The organism is Streptococcus suis (assembly GCF_002964045.1).
In the GTDB taxonomy this organism is placed as follows: domain Bacteria; phylum Bacillota; class Bacilli; order Lactobacillales; family Streptococcaceae; genus Streptococcus; species Streptococcus suis_U.
In genome coordinates, this window is sequence record NZ_POPB01000318.1 from 1 (window position 1) to 2,628 (window position 2,628).

General features: G+C 42.6%; 2 protein-coding genes. Both read left to right on the forward strand.

Going from position 1 to position 2,628, the window contains the following annotated elements; genetic code table 11:
* Window positions 1–249 precede the first annotated feature (249 nt).
* Window positions 250–1,398 carry an N-acetylglucosamine-6-phosphate deacetylase gene (gene nagA, locus C1E99_RS05845; protein WP_105206926.1) on the forward strand — a complete coding sequence of 383 codons (1,149 nt, stop codon included), beginning with the start codon at window positions 250–252 and terminating at the stop codon, window positions 1,396–1,398.
* Window positions 1,399–1,472: 74 nt separating this feature from the next.
* Window positions 1,473–2,474: a tagatose-bisphosphate aldolase gene (gene lacD, locus C1E99_RS05850; RefSeq protein WP_105206927.1), complete on the forward strand. Its 1,002-nt coding sequence runs from the start codon at window positions 1,473–1,475 to the stop codon at window positions 2,472–2,474.
* Window positions 2,475–2,628: the final 154 nt, after the last annotated feature.

Sequence of the window (2,628 nt, forward strand, 5' to 3'; positions counted from 1 at the left end):
CAAGAAGGCCTTTTTATTTTGTCCAGATGAGGTGGTTTAAGCACCAAAACAGCTATTTTTCCCTAAAAACAGTAAAAAAGACAAACACCAAAACGATGTTTGTCTGCAATCTGGAATACAGCCAAATGGCTGTATTTTTTCTATAATTTTGACCAATACTTGACATTTTTTTAACATTGGTATATACTACAATTAGTATATGGTTATAACCAGTTCGGCAAAATGTTATATAAACTAAGGAGATAGGTTATGTCTAAGTATGTATATGCTAAATCAATTATTTTAAAGGATACAGAGGTAGAGGAAGCCTATCTGGAAATAAAAGATGATGGCTCGTTCGGTCAAATTCTGACGGAAAAGCCAGAGGGGGATATTATCGATTATTCCAACTATCATCTGGCACCAGGTTTGGTGGATACCCATATTCATGGCTATGCGTCTCACGATGTAATGGACAATGATTTCGAAGGAATCAAGGTGATTTCAGAAAGACTATTGTCTTGTGGGGTGACCTCTTGGCTTCCAACAACTCTGACAGATTCCACAGAAAATTTAGATGCAGTCTGCGAAACGATTGGAACCTATGCAGGTCAGGAAACAGGTGCTAAGATCCAGGGAATTTTCTTAGAAGGTCCCTTCTTTACAGAAAAATACAAGGGAGCCCAAAATCCCAAGTATATGAGCGATCCATCTATTGAGAAATTGGACAAATGGCACCAGCTCTCCAAGGGCCTGGTTAATAAAATTGCCATTGCGCCAGAAAGAGAAGGCGTGACAGAATTTATCGAATTTGCCAACAGCAAGGCCATTCATACAGCTCTGGCTCATAGTGATGCGACCTATGCGCAAGCAGAAGCGGCTGTAAAAGCTGGTGCAAATATTTTTGTACATGTTTACAATGGTATGAGTGGGTTACATCATCGTGAGCCAGGAATGGTTGGAGCAGCCCTGAACTTAAAAAATGTTTATGCAGAAATGATTTGTGATGGTCACCATGTTCATCCAGCGGCGGCAGAAGTCGTTATTAAAGCGCGTGGCGCAGAAGAAACAGTATTAATTACAGACTGTATGCGAGCTGGAGGAATGGGTGAAGGTGATTCTCGACTTGGAGAATTTGAAGTCGTTGTAAAAGACGGCACAGCCCGCCTGAAAGATAGCGGTAGTCTGGCAGGCTCCATTCTGGAGTTAATCCAAGCAGTTCAGCATGTGGTTGAATGGGGTTTGGTTTCTCTGCCTGATGCGCTTCGAATGGCATCATTGGCACCAGCTCGTTCTGTTAACATTGACCATGTTTGTGGTCAGATTGCAGAAGGACGGGCAGCAGACTTTATCATTGTAGATGATGCGGGACGTTTGAAAGCTACCTACTTAGACGGTGTGAAACGATTTGAAAATTAGTTAAAGGCTTCAAAACTGCTAGTTGTACATCAACAGCAACTTAATTGGTAATACTATTTTCCAGGAGGAATCTAATGACAAAATTACAACTTTCTCAGGCTAAATTTGACCACATGACCCGCTTGTCAAACAGCGACCAGGTGATTGCGGCCTTGGCTATTGACCAACGTGGTGCATTGAAACGCCTCTTGGCTGCGGCAGCAGGTGGTGGCGAATTTGGAGATGATATCTTGATTGATTTCAAAAAAGTCATTTCAAGCGATTTGACCCCTTATGCAAGCTCCATTCTTTTGGATGCTGAATATGGTGTTCCAGCATCAGAATTGCGCCATGCAGATTGCGGTTTCATTGCAGCTTATGAAAAAACAGGTTACGATGCTTCCACACCAGGTCGTTTGCCAGACCTTTTGCCAAACTGGTCAGCAAAACGCATCAAAGAATTGGGAGCAGATGCCGTAAAAATCTTGCTTTACTATGATGTAGATGACAAGCCAGAAATCAATGATATTAAGCATGCCTGGGTAGAACGTATTGGTAGCGAGTGTATCGCAGAAGATATTCCTTACTTCGTTGAAATCTTGACTTACGATGCTAGCGACATGGATGTGACTTCTCGTGAATACGCAGCCCTCAAGCCACACAAGGTCAACGGTGCCATGCGTGAATTCAGTAAGCCACGCTACAATGCAGATGTGCTTAAGGTAGAAGTACCGGTTAACATGAACTTTGTAGAAGGCTACACAGATGAAGAGCCAGTCTATACAGTTGAGGAAGCCAAGGCCTTCTTCAAGGAGCAGACAGACAGTACCCACTTGCCATTCATCTATTTGAGTGCGGGTGTATCTGCCAAACTCTTCCAAGAAACCCTTGTCTTTGCTAAAGAAGCAGGTTCAAGCTTTAACGGTGTTCTTTGTGGACGTGCTACTTGGAAGGATGCAGTAGCTATCTTTGCAAGCGAGGGTGAAGAAGCAGCTAAAGCTTGGTTGGCAGACCAAGGTCGTCGCAACGTAGAAGAACTCAACGAAGTTCTAGCGACAACTGCTTGTCCTTGGACAGAAAAAGTAGAAGTTAAGTAACGAACAACAGGAGTTGGCAACTGTACAATTCCTGTTTTTTTGGCTCTTTGTCAACTGTAGTGGGTAGATGAAAAGCTAACACCTAGAGAGGACGAAATTCGTTCTCTCTTTTTCAATATTCAAAGCGATGTAAATCTTAGTTTTAAAGTTCTTA

What these genes read in the sequence shown, in the direction of transcription:
- nagA (WP_105206926.1), top strand. Translation starts at nt 250, where the DNA reads ATGTCTAAGTATGTATATGCTAAATCAATTATTTTAAAGGATACAGAG.
- lacD (WP_105206927.1), top strand. Translation starts at nt 1,473, where the DNA reads ATGACAAAATTACAACTTTCTCAGGCTAAATTTGACCACATGACCCGC.